The organism is Micromonospora sp. MP36, assembly GCF_008119785.1.
In the GTDB taxonomy this organism is placed as follows: Bacteria; Actinomycetota; Actinomycetes; order Mycobacteriales; family Micromonosporaceae; genus Micromonospora.
On the sequence record NZ_VSFA01000319.1, the window covers coordinates 1 to 333 of the forward strand.

The window sequence follows — 333 nt, forward strand, 5'->3', positions numbered from 1 at the left end:
GGCTCCAGCGGACAACAGGGTGTTCAGCCCCCAGTCCACACCCAGCGCCACCGAGTGACCGGTCCGCCGAGCCTTCGGCACAGCGTGCGTGTACGCGAGATCGGCGCGTACCTGCCGGCCGGCGACCCGGAGGGTGGGCAGGTGCAGCACCGCGCCCGCGGGGACCGTGGGCGGCAGGACGATCGGACAGGCCACCCACGTCCAATCCGCATAGGCTCGCGGATCCGGACGTGAGGGCAACTGCAACCGCAGCAACACCCTCGCAGGGTCGGTGTCGCTGCGTTCAATGGTGGCCTGCTGCCGGTCACACGCGGCCAACAGCAGCATCCGCGC

General features: G+C 70.9%; 1 protein-coding gene. It reads right to left on the reverse strand.

What is annotated here, in order from left to right; translation table 11 throughout:
- A partial coding sequence (locus FXF52_RS42780; protein ID WP_222870979.1) for a hypothetical protein occupies nt 1-195 on the reverse strand: 195 nt, incomplete at its 3' end.
- Nucleotides 196-333 lie beyond the last annotated feature (138 nt).